The sequence below is a fragment of the Thermoplasmata archaeon genome (assembly GCA_038729465.1).
Lineage (GTDB): Archaea > Thermoplasmatota > Thermoplasmata > Thermoplasmatales > ARK-15 > JAVRLB01.
Genome location: JAVYRZ010000019.1, coordinates 2,724 through 22,237 on the forward strand (window position 1 = coordinate 2,724; position 19,514 = coordinate 22,237).

A 19,514-nucleotide genomic window follows, 5' to 3' on the forward strand; every position below is an offset into this window, starting at 1 on the left:
GCCTAAAGATTGGCTTGGAAAATATTGCATCCTGTTTTTTGACAGAAATAGGCCCATGATACTTCACATAAAAGATCATCTTGTAACATTAGACCGTGACATTAAGCTCGGAGGAAAAGTTAGATGAGGGTGGATTTTCATGTGCATTCTAAATACTCGCCAGATTCTTCCACAGAACCTAAGGATCTTATAAAATACGCAAAAAAGATTGGGCTGGCTGGCTTTGCAATCACTGATCATAACAGTTTTGGCGCATACGAAACCGTAAAGGACGAAAAAGAGATAATGATTATTCCGGGCATTGAAGTATCTACCTTAAGTGGCCATGTGATAGGATTGTGGGTCAAAGGTAATATTCCGAAGGATATGAGTGTAGAAGAGACTATCATAAAAATACATGAAAGTGGTGGAATCGCCGTGGCAGTGCACCCATACAGATACATTACAGGATTAAAAGAGAAAAATGTAAGGGCGAACAAATTTGATCTGATAGAGATTATGAATGGCAGATGTCTGACTCACAACAATAAACGATCTGAGATTTTGGCCAAGTCTCTGAATCTTCCGGTTTCAGCAGGAAGCGATGCTCATTATCTGGAAGAGCTTGGCAGGGTATATTTAGAGCTCGAGAATCTTTCAATTGAGGGTATGTTAAAAAATGCAAATCATGCAGATGGGAGCTCTCGTGACATTAAAGGAACGATAAAATATAGTGGAAAAGTTGTGAAAGAGTGGATTCACAGAGACTTCAAAAGAATTTAGGGATTAAGGCTATAATATTTGTAATTGCCACTGTATTTTTCCATCTGCATCAATAGCTCTTTCTCGCTTTCTAACAAATAGTAATGTGACCTTTCAACAGAGCTTAAATATTGCATTAAGCTTGCAGCTTCGCCATCTTTTAGTTTTTTAGCCAGATCCTGGTAGAATATTGCAGTTTTTTCTTCCGCATCCATAGCCTGTATTAATATATCATATAATGGCTCATTTTTGTGTATCTCTATCTGTGGTAATGGTACCTTCGTGCTAGGTGGAATTTCCAGCTCTCTATCCTGAAACTTTATGTGAAATATATTTTCTAAGAGCTCTTTATGTTTACCTTCCTCTTTTGCTAAGAACTCCAGTTTCTCTTTCAATAGCTTATTTTTAGCCATCTGCGATACCTGCAGATATATTTTCTCGGAATCTATTTCTGCCCTGATCGCCATTTCTAACATTTCTTCAATCTCGCCCATAATATCACCTGTTAATAGATTAATAGCATTCGAAATAAATAGTTTTCTAAAAATGATGAAATAATTTAAAAAATAAAATATTATGGACCAATATGCATCATTTCAGAATATTGATCATAGTTTTCGAAGTTTAATAGCAGTTCTCGTTCACTTTTTAATAGATAATAATGTGACATTTCAACATTGCTCATATAGCTTAGGATATTGGACTCTTCCCCTTTCATCCTTTTTGAGAGATCTGTATAAAACTTGGATGTCTTCTCTTCTGCGTCCATTGCCTGAGTAAATATATCCGAGAGCGGCTCTTTTTCCTTTATTACAATGTGTGGCAATGGCACCTTTGTGCTGTCTGGTATCTCTGGTTCTTTGTTCGGATACTTAATGCTAAATATGTGCTCTAGCATCTTCTTATGCCCATTTTCCTCTTTCGCCAAAAATTCAAATTTCTCTTTTAATAGATAATTCTTAACGATTTTTGATAGATCTGAATATATCTTCTCAGAATCTATCTCTGCCCTGATCGCCATTTCTAATAGTTCTTGTATAGTTTCCATATTTTTTCGCCTCTGTTGTTTATCTACATTATAATTATTAAACTTTTTTGTTTTGTGAAATTTTAATACTTTTTCAAATCTTCTCTCGTCTTTAGATACTCATCCCTACTTATCTCTCCTCGCGCATATCTTTTCTCGAGGATGTCCAAAGCGGATTGCCTATCATGATTCTGTTCTTCCGAGACACCGTATATGGCCCAGATAACGATACCTATAATAAGCGCTACAAATATCAAGCCAAAGACCATCATCCATATACCTGGACCGAACATCATGTCCATTCCATAATAGCCGTTATAATAACCATAGTTACCATAAAAAAGTGTTGAGAGCACCATTAACACCACTATCACTGCAACTATAGAAACTATTCCGAATATCAACATTTTCATATGTTTTTCATAACTATTTGTCATGGATATCATCTCAATACAGATATGCCTACAATATTCAAATCACTTTTTCTTTACATTTGTAAAATGATGAGCTGATTAAAAAAAATTATATAGTAGTAATATATTGGGTTGACCTGTTTAATATGACCTTTCATGAAGCAGTAGTTAGAAAACTGAATAAAAAAATATGCATGAACTGTTACGCTAAAAATCCAATGAGCGCAACTAGATGTAGAAGATGCGGTTATACACATCTTAGGCCAAAAGCGAAAGAGAAAAGAGGAGCATAAAACTTATAAAGTGACTTTTTTAAGTTGCTCTAAAACATATTCTCTTACTTTTGTTGCGTCTTTGAAGTTATATACGATCTTACCATTTTTTAAAACCGGTACCATTGCATTTTTCATCTTACCGCCACAGCTGCAATCGTTTGCTTTGGCTCCTTCCTTTAATACCTTGTATTCCAAACAACTCTCACATCTGTACACTTCTTTCTTCCCGCCATATTTTCCTTTTTTTGCTAAAGGCTCGCCATCCACCGATACTATGTCCATAGAAAAGTCCACGGTCTGCGCACTAGATATTGATGTGCCGATTCCAAATCCGTCCACTCCAGCCTCTAAAAGGGGCTTAATGTCATCTTCACTTATTCCACCGGAAACATAGATCTTTATATTTTTATAGCCACGTATGTCAAGTTCCCATCTCACTTCTCTGACTATCTTTGACAGATCTCCTTTCCTAGATCTTGGTGTGTCAAGCCTTACGCCAGCCAGGTCCTTGATTGTCTCAGCAGCATGTATTGCACTCCACTTTTCATCCCCAAATGTGTCTATCAAAGCTATGCGCATCACATCTTTAGATATGTTCTCGTCAAATTTTTCCCATGCTTCTTTTTCTCCCACAGTCAGTATCAATGCGTGGGGCATGGTTCCGGTTGGCTCTATATGTAGCATCTTTGCACCTATCACACTTGAGACTGCATCGCAGCCGCCTATGAACGCATAGTGGTCTATCATGGGTGCTAGAATAGGATGCATTCTTCTTACTCCAAATGAGATCAGGTTTTTCGTGCCGATACGATACTTGAATCTTGCAGTTTTGGTAGCTATGCCGGAAGACTGGCATATCAAGCCAAGTATTGCAGTCTCAAATATTGAAAATTCGTTGTAATCGCCCTCTATGATCATTACAGGAACTGGTATCTTGTTTGAGCTTGATTCACGAAATATAGTGCCTTCTGGCAATGAATAAATATCTATATTATGCCCCTCCATAAGCCTTGCAACCTCCTCTATTCCCGCAAATACGAGCCACGGGTACTGGGCATTCTGAATGGTCACTTCAGCCACTACTTTCTTATGTATGTGTTCTTCTTCCAGGATCTGCCTGGTTCTGATAAAATATATGTCCGTAGTGTTTCCATCAAGTATATCTTTTTCATCCGCCACATAAAATCTCATATTCTATATCACTCCAATATTATTTAAATCAACTGTTTTCGTGCCATAGTTTTTTTGCATGTATTCCAATCCAAAATCCTTTGATTTTTCATCTATGCTTTCGGTACATTCCTTGCATATTACCGTTTCGTAGCCAAGATAAAACGCATTCGCAACAGTGTTTAAAACACAAATATCTGTAGCTACACCAGCAAATATTATCTTTTTTATGCTATTAGATCTCAATACCTTATCAAGATCCGTGTTAAAAAAACCATTGTAACTGTTCTTTTTAATAACAATATCCTCTTTTCCTGGGCTAAGCTCTTTTATTATCTCAGAGCCGCTAGTGCCTTCCATTGCATGCTTACCCCACACTTTAATCTCAGGATCAGTAATACTATGACAATCCTGCAAATATATCACTTTCCACCCTTCGTTATACGCAATATTCCTAAGCTTTAAAATACTTGGAATTATACTCTGCACGCGCTTGTTTCCAAATTTCAAATAGACAAAATCGTTGATCATGTCTATTATTAACAAAGCATACATAACAATTTACTATAATTATATTAAATATTAAAAAATTATGATAAGAAATGACTTGTTTAGTGCTTGAGACCTGATTTTATTCAAAGGAGGTGATCCATCCGCAGGTTCCCCTACGGATACCTTGTTATGACTTAACCCTCCTCGCCAACCTTAGATTCGAAATTACCCATAGGATAATCGCTCATCTAAAACTAACTCGGATGGTTTGACAGGCGGTGTGTGCAAAGAGCAGGGGCATATTCACCGCGGGCTGTTGAACCGCGATTACTACGGAATCCAGCTTCATGAGGGCGAGTTACAGCCCTCAATCCGAACTATGAACAGGTTTCGGGATTACCTTCTTCTTTCGAAGTCGAAACCCATTGTCCTGTCCTTTGTAGCGCGCGTGTAGCCCTAAGGATTCGGGGCATACTGACCTACCGTCGACCCCTCCTTCCTCTTTCTTAGCGAAAGCGGTCTCCTTATTGTGCACCCATCGCTGAGATGAATTAGCAAATAAGGACGGGGGTCTCGCTCGTTATCACACTTAAGTGAATGCCCTACGGTACGAGCTGACGATGGCCATGCACCACCTCTCCAGCTACTTTTTCGAGTAAGATCGTCAGTCTGACTCACATATGCTGGTCGCCTCAGGTGAGTTTTCCGGCGTTGAATCCAATTAAACCGCACGCATCCTCCCGTTGCGGTGCTCTCCCGCCAATTCCTTTAAGTTTCAACCTTGCGGCCGTACTCCCCAAGCGGCCCGCTTAACACCTTCGCTCCGGCACAGCATGCTCACGAAGAACAAGCCACACCAAGCGGGCAGAGTTTACAGCTAGGACTACCCGGGTATCTAATCCGGTTTGCTCCCCTAGCCTTCGTTCCTCACCGTCAGAGCCGTTCTAGTCAGACGCCTTCGCCACAGGTGGTCCCTTCGGGATTACGGGATTTTACTCCTACCTCGAAAGTACCTCTGACCTCTCCCGGTCTCTAGCCTTGCAGTCTCCCTGAAATTCGAACCGTTAAGCGACTCGATTTACCCAAGGATTTACAAAGCCGGCTACAAACGCTTTAGGCTCAATAATAGCGGCTACCACTCGAGCTGCGGGTATTACCGCGGCGGCTGGCACCCGTCTTGCCCAGCTCTTATTCCCCAAGCTTTTTAGGCTTGAGAAAAGCCTTTTCAAAAAAGAAAAGGCACTCGGGTTTCCCACGTCGCGCTTTCGCGCAGTGCGTAGTTTTCGCGCCTGCTGCGCCCCGTAGGGCCTGGACTCGTGTCTCAGAGTCCATCTCCGGGCTCCACCTCTCAGTGCCCGTACCCGTCATAGGCTAGGTGGTCCGTTACACCGCCTACAACCATGATAGGCCGCAGACTCATCCTTGGGCGCTTTGCGCTTTCAACATTCAAGCATTCATTCATAGAATGTCTATGGCTCATTAGCCTCAGTTTCCCGAGGTTATTCTCCACCCAAGGGTAGATTATCCACGTGTTACTGAGCCGTATGCCGGTGTCTTGCGACCCCGTGACTCGCATGGCTTAGTCGAAACCCGATAGCAGTAGCCTCCGGCAGGATCAACCGGTGTTGCTTTTAATCAATTAATGTTAGGGAATATGTCAGGCCTCAAGTTTCACTCTTGTCATTTCTTGTCAGATCTAAGAGCTCCTTAGTTTTTCTTAAATCTCCATCTCTGTACGCGAACCTGGAAATTTATATCACTCATAGCTTGCATCTAATTGCATTCTCATGATATTAACCGATTAGTTCGCAATTGGGTAAAACTACCTAATAATGAAGTAGTATTTATCTATTTCGGATATAGATTTTGATCCTTTAAATAGTGATCTGCCATTGAAAAATATGCTTTTGCTTTGATGTCATCAAAAATACTCTTTGCTCTTATAAGATAGCTATCATCATGCTCATATTTCAATTTTAAAAATCCATACCACATATATAATTTACCTTTCTCAAATTTTAGGCTGTATAAATCTAAAAAATTATCCACGTCCCTGAACATTAATAATGCTTTATCTCTGTCTTTTAGATATGTTGCACACACTTTAATTTTTTTGGTATCTATTATATCCAGCCCTGATAATCTACTCAAATTATCAATCTTATCAAATATTCTAACACATCTTGCGTCATTTCCCGCAAATAATTCAGAGGAAAATTGGTATGTTAATGACCAGAGCAAATCTATATTGGTTTTTGATTTATCCTCAATTTTTTTACTGCTTTTTAAACTGTTTTTAAGGTCATTTTCTAAAAAGCGAATGAATGTATCAGTTTCTAAAATTTCAATCTCTGCTTTTTCAGGTATTGTACTTTTAATTAGTTCATTTATTTTTTTAATTTCTCTTTTATCTACTTTGCCATTCATCAAAATGTAGATAAGTTGTATTTCATACTGCATTTCGTAAAATGAATATTTATCTCCTATTTTATCAGATATCTCTGCAGATTTTTTATAATTGCTTATAGCTTCTTCAAACTCTCCTCTTAATGTATAATACGACCCAAATAACCTATATGATAATGATAACACTTGTGCATTGCTCATAATTTCTGCACTCTTTTTGGCCTCTCGTAAATATTTTAATGCTAATGGTAATTTAGATACCTGAAAATTTAGCTCTGCAAGGTTGTAATATATGGTGACAAGCATAGATTCTTCGCCTAACATATCTGTGTAGTAAGCTGCTTTTTCATAATACTCGATCGCAGTGGCAGAAGATCCAGTATCTGCATATATGTTTGCTATATTATTGTACACTTTTGACAGACCCTCTAAATTATTGATGTTATTGTAAATGGTAAGTGCTTGCTCATAATTTTTTCTGGCCAAATCTATATTATTTACCTTATATTCTATATTGCCAATATATCTGTAACTGTCCGCTAAAAGTTTAATATCTTCAATTTCTTCTGCAATTTTTAGAGCAGCTGCTATATACTGCCTTGCTTTTGTGATATCATTTTTCAGCAATGAAATACTATATAGGCCAAAATAAACTCTTATTTTCAATTTTTTATCTGTTAAAACAGTTTCTAGCTTCTTGTAATATTGAATTGCAGTATCATAATCTCTGAATGCAGTATAAGAGTCAGCAAGCTCAATTTCTATCTCGCTCATTAAATTTTCTGATTGTGCGTATTTTTTACTGTTTTCTAAATATTCAATACTCTTTTTATAATCCCCTAAAAAACGATATAAAGTTCCTATATACATTAACAATTCAGGTTCCTTATTATCAGATATTGATTCTGCTTTCAAGAATTCAGTAAGTGCAGTTTCATACTGTTCCAATCTCATTAATATCAATCCTGCATCTTTCAGATACCTTGCTGCTTTATCATTTATATGCGCAAGATAGTATTGGTCAGATAGTAAAATTATATCTTCACCATCCCTTTCCAATAACTCTGCATACTTTTTATGCATCTCTTTTCTCTCTTCTAAAGGTATGGACTCATAGATATGTTTTTTTAGATCATTTGAAACTATTTTAAAATATTCGTGATCTTCTGTTATTATTTCAAAGTATATCAGGAGATCAAGTAGCTCAGATAATTTCATTTCATCAAAATCTGTCATGTACATTAAAACATCAAATTTTGCATTATTATCTAAAACTGCAATGCTGTTTAATACTTTTCTATGCTCTGAATCAAGCTTTTCTATTCTATTTTTTTTAGCCTCTTCTAATATATCGGCCACATTATTCTTAGGATAGTGCCCTATCCATACCTTTTCAGCATCTAAGTTTCCATTCCTTTCTCCCTCTTTTAAAACTTGAAATATTCTAGCCGGATCTCCGCCACTATCCCTATATATATAGTCTGCTATATAATTTGGAATGGTGTATCCCTCCTCTTTTAGCATATCTTTCATTTCTTCTTTAGTTAAAGGCTCTATCTTCAGCTCTACCAAATTTGAACTTGTTTTTAAAAGATTATATGCGTTCTCAAAATATGTATTTTGTACAATATTTTTTAATGTAGCAACTAACATAATATCTTTATTATTAATAAATCGCGCAACTCTTAAAAATAAATTTAGAGAAGATATTTCGCAGTCATCTAGGTCATCTAAGGCCATAAATACTGGTTTTGCATTGCTTAAAATAGTTAAAGACTCTGTTAACTTTAAAAAAATTTTTTCTGAGTTTGAAAAAGCTTCTGCACTACTTATCATAAAAGATACTATCCCACTATTTGCAATTGAACTTAATTGCTTCTTTGACTGCTCTATAATCTTTGAAAATATTAATGGTTTTGATTCTCCTAACCGTTCTTTCATGCATATGACATCTTTAGCTTGAAGGATCTTTATCACTTCATCTAATATATATGATTTACCAGATCCTTCTTTACCATAAACTAATAATACAATTCCATGATCAGTTTTTACTTCATCGAATATTGCTAGTATCCTCGAAACCTCTTTTCTGGATGACATCTAATAATTTAACAAATATATATAAAGTATATATATATTCTGTTTTTCTCTATGCCGAAAATTGAAGGTTGGATTCTATCTTTTACATATCTATATTTTTTTAATATACAGAACACTATACTTTTTCCATCTATAAATTAAGATCAACCCAGATACTAAAAAAAGTGTAAAGATGATCATGCCTAATAAATTATTAATAAAAGATGTAGGAAATACAGCAGTTTCTAAAAATACGCCAATGCCAGCGCCTATGAGACCACCGCCTGTATATAATAAACTATTATGCCTAATAATTAACATTACTTTAATCATTGTACATTAATATATTATTTAAGTGTTTTTAAATTTTGTTAACGCCCTTTGACTGTAAGGTACAATTGAATAAATAATATTTTTTCACTCAATTTTTTATAGCAAAATACACGTATTTTTATAATATCTATTTATTAAAGGTATTTACTTTATACAAAAAATTAAAAAGATTTGCACAAAGCTATCTCAGATTAAAACACGATCCAACTGCCATTTACGGCATAGGTTTTTCTATTTTATCATAATGTATGCTTTTAATGCTTCAAAGAATTAAGTAATATCATCCAAATATCTTAGAGTATTCTAACATTTTGCCCATATATCTATAAATTTGAATTATAGTATGAAGATTATTTAATAAAAAAATGTACAATCAAAAATAACATTAAAAATGACAGTATCGCAAACAAAATCATTGAAACTATTGAAAATACGAGAGGTTTAGAGTTTATAAATCGCCTTTTATTCAGTCCTACACTGTATAATCCATAAGAAAGTGCCTGGGTGCTGGAAAGTGGAAATGAAAAAACAGTTGCGGCTTCTACTAACAGCGTTTGAACAATCTGCGCTTTTAGAGCAGCTGAGTATTTGAGCATATATGAAGATTCTACCACTTTCCTAATAGTTACCGTCCCGAGCAAAAAACCACCAGCTACGGTGCTGATTAAAATAGGATAGTAATACTGATCACCAGATATTGCGTAAATGAAGCCGAGAGTATTAGAACCCCATGCAAACGCCGCAAAAAATGAAAGTATGACTGTCAAGATTTTGAACAGGTAGATCTTGTTCCACAAGTCTTTTATTCTATCAAAGATCAATAATTTAACCAATCCTATGCTTACAAAAAAAGTTGCAATCCAGAACAGTATCAGAGCCGTTAAAAATAGATAGTTAATCTTCGTGCTCAAAGCAAATGAAGCTCCTAAAAACACGAAAGTGGTCACTATATTAAGAGACAATGGGTATCTGAATATCGTAGATAATATAAACATGAATATAACGATCTCGAAACCAAGTATAATAATAGGATCAGGCATATTTGAGTACAGTGCAGACTTTATATGTATCATATATCCACCTTGCAAAACAAAGCCAGCCACTCCGCCTATCACACCGATCAAGATCGCACTGTTTTTTTTCAATATCCTGCTTCCTATCAGAGGTCCTGCAGCTATGATCATATTATTTCCAGCGACTAAAAAGGTGATAATGATTATCAAGGTTAGTAATAGATAGTTCAAGAGCTCACCGCGACCAAAAACTGGAGTATCAAATCAGCAATATCCTCACAAGAGTCTAGGATATTATCTAATCCCTGTATCAATTTCTCAAGATGATTGAAACAGAACCAGTCTGTTTCATTTGCATAGATTATATCAAATGCCTTCTCTTTGATCTCGTCGCCTCTATTCTCCAGATTTTCAATGATTTTCCGCTTATTCTTGATTGTTTCTAATGTTAGCTTCTTTGCATTAAATATATCATAGATCTCTTCCATCGCTTTGAATATAAGCAGAATAATTTCGTTTAGCTCACTCATGCAAATGCATGCTTTGTCTTTTCTCTGCCTCGCCCGATATAGCTCTTTGGCCAGGTATCTAGTATAGTCAAGTATATCATCCGCTTTAGTGATCAACATCGTCACGCTGTTTAGAACGGTAGGAGATATATTTCCATCAAGAACCCATAAAGATAAACCGTAAGAAAGTACATTTCCCTCATTCTCAAGTTCGACAATTTTTTTAAAATCAGTAAGTTCATGGTTATTTATCATTTTCTGCAGTTCTTCAACTGCGATTTTAGAAGATTGTATTGACAAGCCCAGTTTCTCGAATAGATACTGTTCTCCCTGTTTGAGGTTCAACAAAGACATATAAGAAGAGATATTCGAATCTATTAAATAACATTTATTATTTATCTGCATTATGATCGAATACAGAGAAATACATAGCACCGACGATCCAGACTTTAAAGAGTTAATTAAGGTGTATAATGAAGGATTTATAGAGCAAAAGGAGATTTACATAGATCCAATCGTGTTCACATGGATGCTAAATAATGATAGAAATGATATTATATCACATATTGCAGTACTGAAATCAGAGAGAGTAATAGGCATGACTTCATTTAGCAGCATGCCTTCTGGCGCTATTGGATGGTACATTACGATAATAAAAGAAGAACGGAAAAAAGGTTATGCATCACTGTTATTAGAAAAGATAAAGGATACGCTCATAAAAGATGCAGATTCTAGAAATTGGCATGAAAAATACCTGTTTGCAGAATTTGAACAGGATAAAGCAGAGCTCTGGAACAATAAAGGGTTTACGATTCTTCCAGTTCGTTATTATCAGCCCCCATTGCTAGGCAACGGAGATTGGGTGCCACTGTTGCTAGGTGCCATGCCTTTAAAATCTGATACTATCACGGGCGCAGAAATATTAAAATTTGTTAGTGACCTTTATCTGAAAATCTACCATGTTTCAGATGTGAAAAAAAGCGATTATTTTAAAAATATCAAGGAAGACTGCGAATTTTTGAGCATGAAATTATAAGCTTTTCAGCAGACATTTCCGATAAATATTATTTATCTATAACTTGCATCTACTGTTTCTTTGAATAGAGATCAATCTCAAGAAACCTGTTATTCACTCCTTTCACAGCAATAATATATATAAACCAGATATTTGGAAGGTTGTTTACACCCCAGAAATTTCGCTTATTGCATATGCATAGGCATTATATGCCTTTTTTAAGGTGTAGCTATTATATACAATCCCCAGATGCGTTGCAGAATTGTCATCTAACATGTAAATGCAGAATCCTGATACTTTGTACTTTGATGCAATTGATAACATATACCCAATACTGTTAGCCTGCGCATTCTCTCCAAAAAGCAGCGAGTCAACCCCAAACTCCGAAATCCAGAACTCTCTTACATGATTTGATAAAGATATGTTATAGTATGTATAAAACGCATTAAAATCAGATCTCTGTAAAGGGTAAATATCTATGCCCACAGCATTGATAGGAACTGTCGCATTTTCAAGAGCCGTAAATAGTGCCGGTCCTTGAGAGTTTGCCGCTACCTCGATTAGCACTTTCGTTACCGGAGACTCTTCATGGATCTTTTTTGCAGTGTAAGAGATCATTGGTATCCATACACTGGTAGGCTCTGCCTTACCCAAGTCCTGCTGTAACTGCCCGTTAGGTTCGAAAAACGGAAACATGTAACTGGGATGGTAGATATCTGCTAAAAACATTGATTCATATAAAATAGTGCTGTTCAACTGATTTAGTGAAGGATGTGTATTTGCCCAGCTCAAGTTGCCGTATGGTGCCAGTATTATTTTCGTGTTGTTTTGCTCAAACCACAATATAGCAGTCGATAAATCTGCAAATCCGACGCTGTTATTGAGCAGTTCTGTGGCTATATCAAACCTGATGTAACTGATATTTGCACTTTTTACCAGCTTTATCTCTTCCTGCACTTCAGTTTCCCAGTTTGATGGAGGCACTGCAACATCGGTAAAAGAACTCGCTACTGCCGCGAAAGTCATGTTCAGGTTTTGAGTATAAGGATCATTAACATAATTGGGCAGAGAATTGAGTGATTGGACATCGCTGCTGGCAATGGGTATAAATATTAACATGAATACTATAAAATAGATGGCAAACATGCGTGTAGATAAGTATCCAAACCTTTTAATGCTGTATATAAACAGTCCACTTTTTTTAGATGCTTGTTCAAACGGCATTTTATATGGAACTAAAAGAGGAGGCAATAAAAACAGTGGAAAATATAGAGAGAATACTGAAAAATTATAAAGCTGGAATAATGCATTGTCAAATAATAGCACATGAAACATGGGATATATACTTATCCCAGATCCTGCAAAGTACCAAGGTATTACCGTTAAAACGCCGAATATGTTGTAGATTACAATTAAAAATTCGCTAATCTTAATCTTCTCATCTTTTTTATAATATATATATACAAAATAAAGTATTGCCAACAAATATGCAGTTAAATATGTTGTTTTTAATACACTGCTCGAAAATCCCAGAAATAAGATGGTAACAAATGTAACTATTGCACCTATTATTACAAATAATGTCGATAATACTGCAGATCTGGAACTATTCCTATATATGTAAAATATGTGATTTAAAATCACGCCAAGGTTCCAAGCAAAAAATAAAAGCACAATAAATATATAACCTGCTAACGAAAACAAAGTACTGGTAGAAAAATAAGAAAGATAAACATAACTTATCAATACAAATATCAATAGAGCAGATATTGTATATTTCAATAATTTTAAAGTACTTTTATCCACAAAGAATGTATATCAAATTTGCTAATTATAAAACTTTGCATACCCACCATTTATAGTATTAATTTAAGATAATGATTATTATAACCTGTATATTCTCTCATCCCCGTTTTCATCCTTTTCGCATTTAATCTTCTTTTCTGACTCTAAAAGCTCAATCACATTGTTAAATGTTATTAAATCTATACCATTGTCCAGCGCGATGCTTAATATACGCTTTTTCAGGTCGCTATGATGTTTTGACACTATTTCCATAACCAGATCGAGCACTTCTGAGGATATACCCTTTTCGTCAATTTCTCTCTTTTTGTTGGATATAGCTATTCTTTTTTTATGTTCATATATGTACAACGCTGATAATAAAATTATACTGAAAAAAATTATAGATATCTCCCATGCTGAGATTGTATAAGGTGCATTTATAGTCCATGTTTTCATTGTTGTGCCTAATGGATCTGAAACTACTACCGTAACTATCTCTGTCTTACTGCTTTTTGGTACCGAAAAATTTAGAGTGCCATATTTGACAGGCTTGTTGTTCAAATACCATGTTATGTTCAAGAGATTGTAATTTGTGGTTATGCTTATTTTACTGGATTCTGAAACAGTAGAATTCAATATAACAGGTGCACTTGTAATAACCGCTATTCTCTTACTTAAAAATGCTATGTTTCCTGATTTATCAATAGCTGTGAAGTTTAGATAATAGACGCCTTGATTGTAATTTTTTATGTATATAAAACTATTATTATTCATTACGGGCACAATTCCACCATCAATGCTAAAACTTAAGAGGATAGTGCTGTTTACATACCCTCTTACCAATACAGTACCATTATAACTATACACCACATATTCATTGTTTTGGACATATGTTGAAATAGCAGAGATATTTATAACTGGAGCAGTAAAAGAGGTTATTATCTGTTTCTCTATGATCTCGCTATTGTTAGCAGCATCAGTAATTCTTATTGTTATGTTATTTATCCCGTCGTAAAGTTGAAGATCATACTTGAACCTATTGCCATCACATATGACTGTGTGATTATCAATGAATATAGTTACTGGCGCAGGATCGACGTAATATCCAGAAATGGTGAGATTTGTCTGGTTGTAGTAGCTGGAATTTTGATATCCTGGCGGAATGTTTGCGTAAAATTCCTGGATCTGTGGCACCATATATATCTTAATAGAATCCAAACCTGTGCTATTTCCGAACTCATTCTTAAATTGTGCATACACTGTCTTTAGTCCTGCACCCTGCGTCAAATGCCATAAATATATTTTTTGATAAGCGATCCAGCCTGTAGAATAGTTCATATCTGGATAATTGCTTATTTCCATGCTCTGAATAGGAATATTGCCATCAGATACATTGAAGATAAGAGATATATTTGTGCTGTTTACATATGCAGTCCCATTTATCATATTTCCTCTCACCCCTATTACAGCTTCTGGCGGGGCAGGCAAATATGCAATGTCTGAATAGAATATAGGGCTGGTATTGTTTGCCGCATCTTTTAGCTGTACATAAATGAATATAAATCCTTCAGAAATATTTGTGGCATGATAAATATAATAGCTTTCATATGGTAGCCACTTTACATCGGTAAAATTAGGATCTGTGCTGATTCGCATTTCTGTAATACCTGATATATTGTCAGTTCCAAATATCTGTAATGTAAAGTTATTCGAGTTTGTGTATCTAGAATTAAAATCTATGACTACTCTAGTATTGAACGGAGCTGCAAGATCAAGAATTATAGAATTGAAGAATATGCTAGACACTCTTCCAGAGGCAGCTTCTAACTGCACATATATTGTGATATTTTCTTGTATCGTCTCTACTGTATAATTGTAGTGTTGAGCATAAGTAATCCAAGGGCTATCAGAAAATGATGCATTCTGGCTAATACGCATAGCAGAGATTTGCGATCCACCGTTTATTCCAATAATGTCAAGATGCAAAGTGGTAGAATTGGAGTATGTAGCATTATTATCAATTATTAATCTGCCACATGGATTTACAGTGTCTACAGTAATGAATGTAAATGCCGGAGTACTGTTAGTTAGTGCATAATTCTGTGCCATTACCTCAATTATATAATATCCATCTGCAGGCACATCTATCGTGAATGAAAGAGAGTAGCTCACATTAAACTTGTCTGGTAACGTGGTAAATACAGAGTAATAATATCTTGCTATGCCATACCGGTCCGAAAATCCAGATATTGAAATGTTTAGCTGATGAGAAAGTGAGTAATTAGAACCATTATTTACTATTACCGATCCAGTCTTTGGAGCTGTATTTTCAAATATAATAATGCAAGAAGAATTTTCAAGATAGCTATACTTATCAAGACTGTTTTCAAGCCAAATATATATGGTATGTGGCCCAGCAGATATGTTAAGGGTTAAATTGTGAATATTTTCCTCAAAAACATAACCTGAATAATCAGAATTATTTACAGGCGCAGAACCTATCTTGTAAAATGCACCTGTAATATTTACTGGTGTTATAGGATCTGTCCAGAAAATATTAAATTCTGAATAATTCTGATACTTATGTAAAGATCTAAGATTAACTGGAGCAGCAGGGTAAGAGCTATAATTTACCATTGTTTCATAGTATCCAGTAGCAGATCCATGAACTGCAGATATGTTGATATATATTGTTTCTGACATTTTGCTCATTATTAGAGGCGCTGTATAGTTGAATTGCAGTGATCCGTTATTTGAGTATATAATATCTTTCGCATATCCTGCACTTACATTCAGGTAAAATGGCGTATTATTGAGCACAGAGGGTCCCGAATAACTGTAAATCTTGTCCGTTCTGAATATATAGGTATCATAACTTATTAATTCTTTAGGCCCCAAAACTTTGATCGTTCCCACCGGATAAGAATTTGCAATTGTTAGGTTTAACAGTGAAGAATATACTGTGCTGATGTGATCTGATACTATTAATCTCAGATATATAACCGTTCCAACAGAGTAACTACCGATTGAAGCACTAAACAGAGTAGTAGAATTATTTGATTTTAATAATGTGCTCTCTGCCAAGATTGTTGAATTTATTCCAAACTTTGCAATTACAGTCAAATTGTGAGAATCAGATACTATATTTGTGTTTATAGTGACATTGCTCTGGTCTGTAATCAATGCCGGTGAAAAATAAATTGATTTTATTGTTGGACCTATGTTTATATAATTTATAGATCGATATGCATATACTGTACCATACTCATCTGTGCCTATTATATACAATGCGTACCAGCCACTTTGATATCTATTGTTAGAAGCACTGAAATTAAACGTTATGGACCATGAATTGACATTGGATATTGGGCATTCAAAAGAGTTTATCTGAAACTCTAGTTTTCTTATATTGAACGATGATCCACTAATACTGGTATTAAAACTGCCTGCAATAATCGTTCCGTTCTTGATTGAAGTGATCTGTACTGTGGAAACTCCGGTTTGAATAAGTGTTATATTTATGCTTTTTTCATTGCTAATATTGTAATTGTTGTAAGCTATTATTTTAAATGTCTGATTTTGTAATGTTGAGTGATTTGTGAGTAAAAAGCTCCAGAATACGGTTTCATTATTATTATCCGAATGCCTTGTCAGATTCAGAGCATAGGATTTATTGTTCCATAATACATATACTGCCTTTATACCAATTGAATCATATGCCCTACCATAAATCTGTATTTGCATTGATTCTGTCGCTCCCGAATAAGGATAATCTATGTAAATATCTGGTTTATGGATCTTTTCTATAGGAGAATATGTAAAAAACGAGGAAGTATTATATAATAGTCCAAGATCAACGATGCTAGTGGTAAATGATATAAATCCATTGCTTCTACTTGACATAAAAAATGTTACATTTATAACACTGTAGTTATCGAAATTATTACTGTCATTGTAGACATTTTCATTAAAGATTGACCAACTGTCTTCCCTATTTGTTATATTTATTATCTTTATATTACTACTTGATTTTAACGAAGTATTAATATTAAACAGGATATATTCTAGAACTTTTTTATCAGAAAAAGTAATATTCAAACCAAATAGTGCATGCTCAGCATTTATAAAATATCCTGATACATTATATTGAAATACTACTCTATTAATATCATATGCATTGAAAAAAGTATAGACTATCCCATTATCCGCTGTTTCTGACACTTGTGACATTTGCATTGCATTTCCTAGATACTCACTATTAATAGCCTGAACTGTTCCAAAATTGCCATATACTTTAATATTTGTCGAATTTTCGAAAGAGTCTAACGTGATGTATGAAAATGTATAAAGTGTAACATTGTCTATAAATATCTCTGAACCATAGGATGGTGTAACTAGTTTAATAGAAATATTATCTGAATCGTTGAATTTTGAAAAGTACGTTTTGAAGCCCGTAAAATATCCTATCTTTGATAACGTTTTATTTGTATAAACTGTTATGCTACCATAAAAGTTAGATAATGAATAATAATTGAAACTGATAGCATTGTACTCATATGAAGGAAAAGTAAGTATTAATTTGCCACCGTTTGAAGAAATAGCATCACCAATCATTACACTATCCATTACTTTCTCAAAATTATATGCTCCTTTAACTGAAACATTAGCCGGTACAGTGCCATTAAAAATATATGCATTCTCGTTTAACATTGTGTTATTATAATAGATTGGATCATACTGTTTATAATCAATCTCATCATAATAAAGCCATATCAATATTTCTCCAGCACTCTGCGAATGAATAAATATCGTAATGTTTGATATGCCACCATAGTTCCAGCTATCAATTAAGTATGGCAATGTACTGCCATTGTAGATAAATGCGAGACCAGTGCCGTTAGCGGGGGTATCTGCATAGTTAAAATTATTGCTGTTAAGTGTAATTGTTACTGTCAAATTCTTGCAATTAGGAGCATTTACTGTGATGGGTATTCGATACTTAAATGTACTATTCCACCAGTAACTGTTATTATTTTGATCTTCTTTGTGAACAGCATAACCATAAACGGAAATATTTGATACTAATAGCAAAATAATAACAGATACAATTAAGATATATTTTACTACTGTCTTTAAGCATATTGTCTCAAATACTCTTTTTATTAGTTTTATATCTACTTTCATTATATAGCCCCTCTCTTCAATGATAGATCGGCAATATCTAAAAACATTATTAAATTTTCCTATGCAATGGCGATGCCTGAATAGTAAATTTCTAAATTCTCAAAGTTTTAGACCCTATCATCTTAAACTTCTCTCTACTTCTGCTTTTTTGTTAATTCCTGTACTGCCAGTTTTTATTATCAGATACTTTGCATTTCATGTTATTTACTGTATCTAAATCATCGTTTAAAAGCATGTCTTTCATATCAATCATTATGTAATAATTATTAATATATCCCAATACCAAAAAGATTGCAAATATTTTATTTGTTTTGCAATATTTCAAAAAATTAAACTAAAAACCTTAGTTTAAACTATAATATAATTTTAAAGTAATAAAAAAAGTATTAAATAAAATAAAAATTTATACCCTCCCTAGGTGAATAAACCTATGCAATTTAGGAAATACAGAAAATTTGCGGCTATAAGTATTATCCTGGCATTTTTGTTGCCAGCATTAGTGACTGCAACAGTGGTGATTAGCTACACATATCCCACAAGTACACAGTCAGTTGCTCCAGATATTTATTTAACAGCAGGACCAAATTACGGTGCAGCTAATGCTATGAATTTAATATATGCAAATGGTGCAAGCACAGAAAGTGCGATTAGCTCAGGTTCAACAATTTACATTAATACCACCTCGGGATCTTATCAAACTGCCTTAGTTAATGTATTGTCAATTTATAATGACACCATTTCTACAGCACCAGTTTATGTAACGCTTTATGCTCCTTCTTCTACTAGTGGTATAACTATGTATGCAAGCACTTCGACACTGACCGTGACAAATAGTACAGCAGGAATTAGTATAAGTGGTACACAAGTTTTGACTGGTGGAACTACTTTTCACTTAACGATTTCTAAAGGAACGGCACTATACATAGGATTCCTATTAACTGGAACTGCCTCAGGATCTTATGATATAGTAGTAAATTATCAAATATCGTAATCCTTTAATTTTTTTATTTTTTATGATCGATAAAATGACAAGAATATTTAGAATCTTAGGTGCAATAACAATAGTGCTCAT

Annotated in this window: 15 protein-coding genes and 1 rRNA gene; 4 read left to right on the forward strand and 12 right to left on the reverse strand. The window is 34.6% G+C overall.

The genetic code is table 11. The features are described 5' to 3' along the window. Positions 1-123 precede the first annotated feature (123 nt). Positions 124-762 carry a PHP domain-containing protein gene (locus tag QXQ25_05405; GenBank protein MEM0161139.1) on the forward strand — a complete coding sequence of 213 codons (639 nt, stop codon included), beginning with the start codon at positions 124-126 and terminating at the stop codon, positions 760-762. Here the strand turns inward: QXQ25_05405 and QXQ25_05410 are convergent. The 3 genes from QXQ25_05410 to QXQ25_05420 all read right to left on the reverse strand — a co-directional run bounded on the left by QXQ25_05410 (position 759) and on the right by QXQ25_05420 (position 2,205). Continuing rightward, positions 759-1,235 carry a ferritin family protein gene (locus tag QXQ25_05410; GenBank protein ID MEM0161140.1) on the reverse strand — a complete coding sequence of 159 codons (477 nt, stop codon included), beginning with the start codon at positions 1,233-1,235 and terminating at the stop codon, positions 759-761. The two genes, QXQ25_05405 and QXQ25_05410, sit on opposite strands and share 4 nt — an antisense overlap. 80 nt (positions 1,236-1,315) lie before the next feature. After that, positions 1,316-1,789, reverse strand: coding sequence for a ferritin family protein (locus QXQ25_05415; protein ID MEM0161141.1), 474 nt, complete (start codon positions 1,787-1,789; stop codon positions 1,316-1,318). Positions 1,790-1,851: 62 nt separating this feature from the next. Continuing rightward, the gene (locus tag QXQ25_05420) at positions 1,852-2,205 is read right to left on the reverse strand and encodes an SHOCT domain-containing protein (GenBank protein MEM0161142.1); all 354 of its coding nucleotides are present in this window, start codon (positions 2,203-2,205) and stop codon (positions 1,852-1,854) included. A 122-nt stretch (positions 2,206-2,327) separates the two neighbouring features. Between QXQ25_05420 and QXQ25_05425 the strand changes: the two genes are divergently transcribed. Next, positions 2,328-2,474: a 50S ribosomal protein L40e gene (locus QXQ25_05425; GenBank protein ID MEM0161143.1), complete on the forward strand. Its 147-nt coding sequence runs from the start codon at positions 2,328-2,330 to the stop codon at positions 2,472-2,474. A 3-nt stretch (positions 2,475-2,477) separates the two neighbouring features. On the opposite strand, the gene QXQ25_05430 is transcribed toward QXQ25_05425, so the two are convergent. The 7 genes from QXQ25_05430 to QXQ25_05460 all read right to left on the reverse strand — a co-directional run bounded on the left by QXQ25_05430 (position 2,478) and on the right by QXQ25_05460 (position 10,812). After that, the gene (locus tag QXQ25_05430) at positions 2,478-3,647 is read right to left on the reverse strand and encodes a nicotinate phosphoribosyltransferase (protein MEM0161144.1); all 1,170 of its coding nucleotides are present in this window, start codon (positions 3,645-3,647) and stop codon (positions 2,478-2,480) included. Positions 3,648-3,650: 3 nt separating this feature from the next. Then, positions 3,651-4,181, reverse strand: a complete 531-nt coding sequence (locus tag QXQ25_05435; GenBank protein MEM0161145.1) for an isochorismatase family cysteine hydrolase — start codon at positions 4,179-4,181, stop codon at positions 3,651-3,653. Between the two features lie 84 nt (positions 4,182-4,265). Next, positions 4,266-5,744 (reverse strand): 16S ribosomal RNA (locus QXQ25_05440). A 222-nt stretch (positions 5,745-5,966) separates the two neighbouring features. Beyond that, positions 5,967-8,624 carry an AAA family ATPase gene (locus QXQ25_05445; GenBank protein MEM0161146.1) on the reverse strand — a complete coding sequence of 886 codons (2,658 nt, stop codon included), beginning with the start codon at positions 8,622-8,624 and terminating at the stop codon, positions 5,967-5,969. Positions 8,625-8,714: 90 nt separating this feature from the next. Then, complete coding sequence (locus QXQ25_05450) at positions 8,715-8,936, reverse strand: hypothetical protein (GenBank protein MEM0161147.1); 222 nt, start codon at positions 8,934-8,936, stop codon at positions 8,715-8,717. A gap of 350 nt (positions 8,937-9,286) precedes the next feature. Then, on the reverse strand, positions 9,287-10,180 hold the full coding sequence (locus QXQ25_05455; GenBank protein MEM0161148.1) for a hypothetical protein: 894 nt from the start codon (positions 10,178-10,180) through the stop codon (positions 9,287-9,289). Further along, complete coding sequence (locus QXQ25_05460; GenBank protein ID MEM0161149.1) at positions 10,177-10,812, reverse strand: DUF47 family protein; 636 nt, start codon at positions 10,810-10,812, stop codon at positions 10,177-10,179. The genes QXQ25_05455 and QXQ25_05460 overlap by 4 nt, the downstream gene beginning before the upstream one ends. Positions 10,813-10,864: 52 nt before the next feature. Here QXQ25_05460 and QXQ25_05465 point away from each other — a divergent pair, with 52 nt between their 5' ends. Beyond that, positions 10,865-11,494, forward strand: a complete 630-nt coding sequence (locus tag QXQ25_05465) for a GNAT family N-acetyltransferase (GenBank protein MEM0161150.1) — start codon at positions 10,865-10,867, stop codon at positions 11,492-11,494. A gap of 144 nt (positions 11,495-11,638) precedes the next feature. Here QXQ25_05465 and QXQ25_05470 read toward each other — a convergent pair whose 3' ends face one another. Both QXQ25_05470 and QXQ25_05475 read right to left on the reverse strand, forming a co-directional pair. After that, on the reverse strand, positions 11,639-13,279 hold the full coding sequence (locus tag QXQ25_05470; protein ID MEM0161151.1) for a hypothetical protein: 1,641 nt from the start codon (positions 13,277-13,279) through the stop codon (positions 11,639-11,641). A gap of 78 nt (positions 13,280-13,357) precedes the next feature. After that, the gene (locus QXQ25_05475) at positions 13,358-18,442 is read right to left on the reverse strand and encodes a hypothetical protein (GenBank protein ID MEM0161152.1); all 5,085 of its coding nucleotides are present in this window, start codon (positions 18,440-18,442) and stop codon (positions 13,358-13,360) included. Between the two features lie 418 nt (positions 18,443-18,860). Between QXQ25_05475 and QXQ25_05480 the strand changes: the two genes are divergently transcribed. Beyond that, positions 18,861-19,433 (forward strand): hypothetical protein, encoded by a 573-nt coding sequence (locus QXQ25_05480; GenBank protein ID MEM0161153.1) that lies wholly within the window; start codon positions 18,861-18,863, stop codon positions 19,431-19,433. Positions 19,434-19,514: the final 81 nt, after the last annotated feature.

What these genes read in the sequence shown, in the direction of transcription:
- QXQ25_05425 (MEM0161143.1), top strand. Translation starts at nt 2,328, where the DNA reads ATGACCTTTCATGAAGCAGTAGTTAGAAAACTGAATAAAAAAATATGC.
- QXQ25_05420 (MEM0161142.1), bottom strand. Translation starts at nt 2,205, where the DNA reads ATGACAAATAGTTATGAAAAACATATGAAAATGTTGATATTCGGAATA.
- QXQ25_05415 (MEM0161141.1), bottom strand. Translation starts at nt 1,789, where the DNA reads ATGGAAACTATACAAGAACTATTAGAAATGGCGATCAGGGCAGAGATA.
- QXQ25_05450 (MEM0161147.1), bottom strand. Translation starts at nt 8,936, where the DNA reads ATGATTAAAGTAATGTTAATTATTAGGCATAATAGTTTATTATATACA.
- QXQ25_05435 (MEM0161145.1), bottom strand. Translation starts at nt 4,181, where the DNA reads ATGTATGCTTTGTTAATAATAGACATGATCAACGATTTTGTCTATTTG.
- QXQ25_05460 (MEM0161149.1), bottom strand. Translation starts at nt 10,812, where the DNA reads ATGTCTTTGTTGAACCTCAAACAGGGAGAACAGTATCTATTCGAGAAA.
- QXQ25_05475 (MEM0161152.1), bottom strand. Translation starts at nt 18,442, where the DNA reads ATGAAAGTAGATATAAAACTAATAAAAAGAGTATTTGAGACAATATGC.
- QXQ25_05405 (MEM0161139.1), top strand. Translation starts at nt 124, where the DNA reads ATGAGGGTGGATTTTCATGTGCATTCTAAATACTCGCCAGATTCTTCC.
- QXQ25_05410 (MEM0161140.1), bottom strand. Translation starts at nt 1,235, where the DNA reads ATGGGCGAGATTGAAGAAATGTTAGAAATGGCGATCAGGGCAGAAATA.
- QXQ25_05445 (MEM0161146.1), bottom strand. Translation starts at nt 8,624, where the DNA reads ATGTCATCCAGAAAAGAGGTTTCGAGGATACTAGCAATATTCGATGAA.
- QXQ25_05430 (MEM0161144.1), bottom strand. Translation starts at nt 3,647, where the DNA reads ATGAGATTTTATGTGGCGGATGAAAAAGATATACTTGATGGAAACACT.
- QXQ25_05465 (MEM0161150.1), top strand. Translation starts at nt 10,865, where the DNA reads ATGATCGAATACAGAGAAATACATAGCACCGACGATCCAGACTTTAAA.